Origin of the sequence: Candidatus Borrarchaeum sp., assembly GCF_019058535.1 — an archaeon.
GTDB classification, from domain to species: Archaea; Asgardarchaeota; Sifarchaeia; order Borrarchaeales; family Borrarchaeaceae; genus Borrarchaeum; species Borrarchaeum weybense.
In genome coordinates this window covers 1-4,631 of sequence record NZ_JAHPYX010000139.1, presented here as the reverse complement: position 1 = coordinate 4,631, position 4,631 = coordinate 1, and the positions used below count along the sequence as shown (strand labels likewise).

Annotated in this window: 6 protein-coding genes; 4 read left to right on the top strand and 2 right to left on the bottom strand. The window is 35.4% G+C overall.

From position 1 onward, the window contains the following. Window positions 1-1,147 (bottom strand): ATPase, T2SS/T4P/T4SS family (locus tag QVB70_RS08185; RefSeq protein WP_287585237.1); only part of this gene is annotated, 1,147 nt, incomplete at its 3' end. Window positions 1,148-1,409: 262 nt separating this feature from the next. Here QVB70_RS08185 and QVB70_RS08180 point away from each other — a divergent pair. Beyond that, window positions 1,410-1,664, top strand: a complete 255-nt coding sequence (locus tag QVB70_RS08180; protein ID WP_287585238.1) for a KEOPS complex subunit Pcc1 — start codon at window positions 1,410-1,412, stop codon at window positions 1,662-1,664. Window positions 1,665-1,724: 60 nt separating this feature from the next. On the opposite strand, the gene rpl37A is transcribed toward QVB70_RS08180, so the two are convergent. After that, window positions 1,725-1,994, bottom strand: coding sequence for a 50S ribosomal protein L37Ae (gene rpl37A, locus QVB70_RS08175; protein WP_287585236.1), 270 nt, complete (start codon window positions 1,992-1,994; stop codon window positions 1,725-1,727). 173 nt (window positions 1,995-2,167) lie between these two features. On the opposite strand from rpl37A, the gene QVB70_RS08170 reads away from it, so the two are divergent. The 3 genes from QVB70_RS08170 (at window position 2,168) to QVB70_RS08160 (ending at window position 4,575) form a co-directional block, all read left to right on the top strand. Further along, a complete protein-coding gene (locus QVB70_RS08170; protein ID WP_287585235.1) occupies window positions 2,168-2,530 on the top strand; it encodes a prefoldin subunit beta in 363 nt (120 codons plus the stop codon). Between the two features lie 83 nt (window positions 2,531-2,613). Continuing rightward, window positions 2,614-3,630, top strand: a complete 1,017-nt coding sequence (locus tag QVB70_RS08165; protein WP_287585234.1) for a bifunctional oligoribonuclease/PAP phosphatase NrnA — start codon at window positions 2,614-2,616, stop codon at window positions 3,628-3,630. A 69-nt stretch (window positions 3,631-3,699) separates the two neighbouring features. Continuing rightward, window positions 3,700-4,575 carry an ABC transporter ATP-binding protein gene (locus QVB70_RS08160; protein ID WP_287585233.1) on the top strand — a complete coding sequence of 292 codons (876 nt, stop codon included), beginning with the start codon at window positions 3,700-3,702 and terminating at the stop codon, window positions 4,573-4,575. Window positions 4,576-4,631: the final 56 nt, after the last annotated feature.

Sequence of the window (4,631 nt, the reverse complement as noted above, 5' to 3'; positions counted from 1 at the left end):
GGGCAATACCATGATGTTCTACCCAGCGGACAATCAGATTTTCAGGCGACGAGGCGTGACAAGTTTGGATTAAGTGTAGACCTGCTGTAAGAGCGTGAAACACAGCTTGTGAATGTTCTTGGGTTTGAATTTCTCCTAAGAAAACATAATCAGGCGAACGATGCAATAATTTCACGATTTCCTTACTCTTACTTCGTAATGTGTTCTCACCTTCGAAGGGAATGACTTGTAAACGTACTTGGTGTTTATCGTAATTATGTTGAGGAACACTTTCAATCACATCCTCGATTGTGATTTTTCTCCACTCAGGAGGGGTGATCAAGTCCAGTGCATTGACAAGTGTGGTTTTACCTGAATTAGGTTCCCCAATGACCGTAATGTTACGGCGTCGCACCAGTGCAAAATACATGTAAGCAGCGATTTCCACAGGAAGAGTACCATTATCTACTAATTCTGGTAGAGTAAAAGCCTTACGTTTTAGTTTACGTACGTCTAAATGAAGACCATCTGCTGCTAGCGGGGCGATATCCATTGAGATGCGAACATGAAAACGATCCGTTATCAACTCCGTCTTGATAGAAGGGTTGCTTTCATCCAGTAGCAGACCGCTTTCATAGCGTAATCGCGTTTTTATACGTTCTAAGTCATCATCAGACAAGGTTACTGTGGTTTTACACCGTCCAAAGGTGCGATGATCTAAATAGAGCTGAGTGTTGGGGCAATCTAAATAAAACTCCTCGATATGTTCATCCATAAGAAAAGGGGCAATTTTATAAATACCAATGAGTTTATAGCAAGCGAGTTCTATCAAATCATCTAAATCTTTCATGGTTTTAAATTCAGGATAGTGTTGGTAAATATATTCTTCAACAAGAACCCTTCTACTATCGAAAAGTTCCTGTAAACTATAAAAGCGAGGATCTAAGGATTTGCTTTTGATATCGTCTTCTGTAATCACATTTTCTGCAAGGTTTTTAGAAATAGATTCAATGATCTCACCAAAGGGTGAAGTCTCAGACAAAGTAGTGTACGTATAAAGTGCTTCGCTGGTGTATTTTCCAGCACGTTCATAAATTTTAATGTGATATGGACCTATAATATAGTGTTCAACAACTTTAGAGTCATATCGAGACTTTGAAATCGTCATTATATCCCTCTTATAGACATCTTTTATTTTTGGAGGGCATAAATTTAATATTTATTTGAAATCTCTTCCAGATCTTTAAATGATGGGATAAAGAGATTCAAGAATCGGTTTCCAAAAGGTTATAAATAGTCCCCGATTTTTTAAAAAAATACAAGTCAGTTTACGCAGCTTAATTGCGGTTTCAGTTAAAAATAACTGAAAATGCGCCGAAATGACTATTATAATCAAAATGAACGTAATCAATGGAGAAGATATATTGAACATGCGATATAAAATGGATCTAAGAATGGTCTGTTCAGATTTAGAAACCACAGAAGTAATATATAGCATTTTATTGCCAGAAATAAAGACTTTCTCTTCACAGAGGGCAAAAATCGATTTTTCCGTTGAAAGAAGTCAAAGAAGTATAAAGTTCATTATTGAAGCGGCTGATATCACTGCCTTGCGTTCAACAACTAATTCTATATTAAAACTCATTGTTTTAATACAGGATCTTAACAAAACAATCCAATTATGAAGAAATAGATCTTTTTGGTCGTTGATTTTAGAAAGCGGAAAAGAATGTTGAGTTTATTTGCTATTTCATTTCTCGAATACGTCTGGTCGACCTTAAAACAACTTTACCAATATCTGTTAGTGGAATATAAGCACCGCCAGTGAACGTATATCCACATTTCTTGCATTTCCATATTCCTGTACTTTTCCTTTTAACAGCTTTAATGTCACATCTGGGACATTTATGTAATTGTTTCATCTTTTCTTCAATTCTTTTCACTTGCATTCGTATTGTTGAGCCATATCTTGCTCCAAATCGTCCTGCGGATCCAATTTTTTTTGTTCGTCCCATAAAACTCACCTAAGCGGTTCTTAATAAGTTTTTCGTTATCAGCCAGCTTATAAATCTTCTGATAATTTATAAATCTAACTAAACCATTCTACACAAAAACTCATATTAATAAAGATCAGCAACACGTGTATCAAAGGTATTTAATGAGTTTTTTTAATAAAGGAGGCGAGATATTGAGTGAAGAGTTACCACAGCAACTACAACACCAACTAATGAGACTACAACAAATAGACCAGCAAGTAAAAGTATTAACCCAACAAAGAACGCAACTTGAACTACAATTAAGAGAGACGGAGAATGCACTAAAAGAATTAGAGGGTGCAGAAGAAGGTGTTGGTGTTTATAAGTCAATAGGAATGCTTTTAATTAAATCAGATATGAAAAAATTAACAGAAGAATTAACTGATAAGAAAGAAACTTTAGGTATGCGAATAAAAACATTACAGAGGCAAGAAGAACGATCGAAAAAACAGAGGGATGAGATGAGGGAGAAATTAGCTCGGCAAATCCAAGGAGAACCAGGAACTGCAGCGTAAAGAGTAGCTTCATATGAGTTTTAAAATGAGTTACATTAAGCATTCCTTTTTTTTAGTTTTCTTATCTAATTTGGGGGCAAAATGTGAATTATTTCAAATCATTTTTAGAAATACTTAATGAAATTTGTCCCAAAAAGATTTGCATATTATGTCATCAAAATGCAGATCCAGATGCAATTTGTAGTGCATTTGCACTATCAGGACTTCTAAAGAGGCTTATTCCTGAAGTCAAAATACAATGTTTTTCAGATGGACTAAATAAAATATCTAAGAAAGTTGTAAAAAACCTAAAAATGAATATTTCTACTGGATACGATATTAATGAGTGCGATTTATACTTCTTAGTAGATACTAGTAATTTTGAACAGTTAGGAGTCCTTAAAGACCATGTAAAAGAAGTATCTAAGCCAATTATAATAGTAGATCATCATCAATGCCATCCCGAAGGAAAAAAAATCTCTAGCTTATATATACATGATGATTCTGTATGTTCAGCATGCGAAGTAGTTTACAATCTCTATAGGAAACTAAATATGATTCCTAGGTCTTTGGATGCCTATGCTTTATTAATTGGCATCACTTACGATTCAAGACATTTCATATTAGGCACTCCAGACACTTTTGAGGCAGCTACAACATTAATGCGTCTTGGTGCAAATTATGAAGAGATTATTGAACTTCTGAGAAGCAAGTTGGACTATTCAGAACGTATTGCAAGATTAAAGGCTGCAAAACGTCACAAAATACACATTATAGAAGGATGGATAATTGTCGTTTCAAGAATAAGTGCATTTGAAGCATCAGTGGCAAGATCCCTACTTGATCTTGGAGCCGATGTAGCGCTAGTAGCCTCAGAAAAAAAGAAAGAAAAAAATGTTAGAATTAGCGGTAGAGCAAAAAGAGGAATTACACAAGAAACGGGACTACATTTAGGAAAGATCTTTCAAAAAATCGGTCTATTTATTAATGGTGAGGGAGGAGGCCATCAAAATGCAGCCGCTTGTAACGGAACGACTAATCTAAACGCCGGGATAAAAGAAATATTAATATTGATTCAAAAAAGTCTCACAATCAAAGGTGATCTTATTCAAGAGAATTAAAATTGAAGATCTAGGTGCACCATAAAAAAATTATTGTTAATCCATAAGAAAAGCAAGGAAACGAAAATCATGGAGAATATAGTTCAAATTAGCGAATTAGAATTTAGCTACGCAACTTCTAAACAGCCAGCTATTCGCGAAATCAATTTAAACATTAAGAAAGGAGAATATGTTGTGGTAGCAGGTCTTAGCGGTTGCGGAAAGTCAACATTTTGCCGATGTATCAATGGTCTTATCCCACATTTTTATAGATCGGGTGTTATGAAAGGAAGTGTCATAGTTGATGGATTAGATACACGAGAGCATCCTCTCTACGAAATAACTCAAAAGGTGGGAATGGTTTTTCAAGACCCCGAATCACAGTTAATGTCGCTCACAGTGGAACGTGATATTGCATTTGGTCCTGAAAACCTTGGACTTCCACGAGAGGAGATTAGAGCACGTGTAGAAGAAGCTCTAGAATTAACAAAAATTCAACATTTGAGAGAAAGAGCACCTCACGAACTTTCAGGAGGAGAACAGCAATGCGTAGCAATAGCAAGCGTATTAGCGCTCCAACCAAAGATACTAGTGTTAGATGAACCTACCGCTAATTTAGATCCTGTAAGTGCAGTAGATATACTTAATATAATCGAAAATTTACGAGCCCAGAAGAAAATAACTGTTATAATCGTTGAACATCGACTTGAATTAGTACTTCAAAATGCTACTCGATTTCTTATTATACATGATGGGGAGCTTGTATTTGATGATAAACCTGAGAAGTTAATAGCGACAAATATTACACCAGATGAGACATATGGAGTTCAAATACCTTCGTTAGTTCGGTTATTTATGCAGTTGATTAACGAAGGGATCCCTATTCAGCAAATTCCGCTTAATGTACCACAGGCGGCATCAGTTATTTTAAAAGAACTGGGGTTAATTAGGAGTTCATCAGAATGAGTATTGTAGTTGAAAATATCGAATATACATATCCCTCTGGTGTCACAGCACTAAAT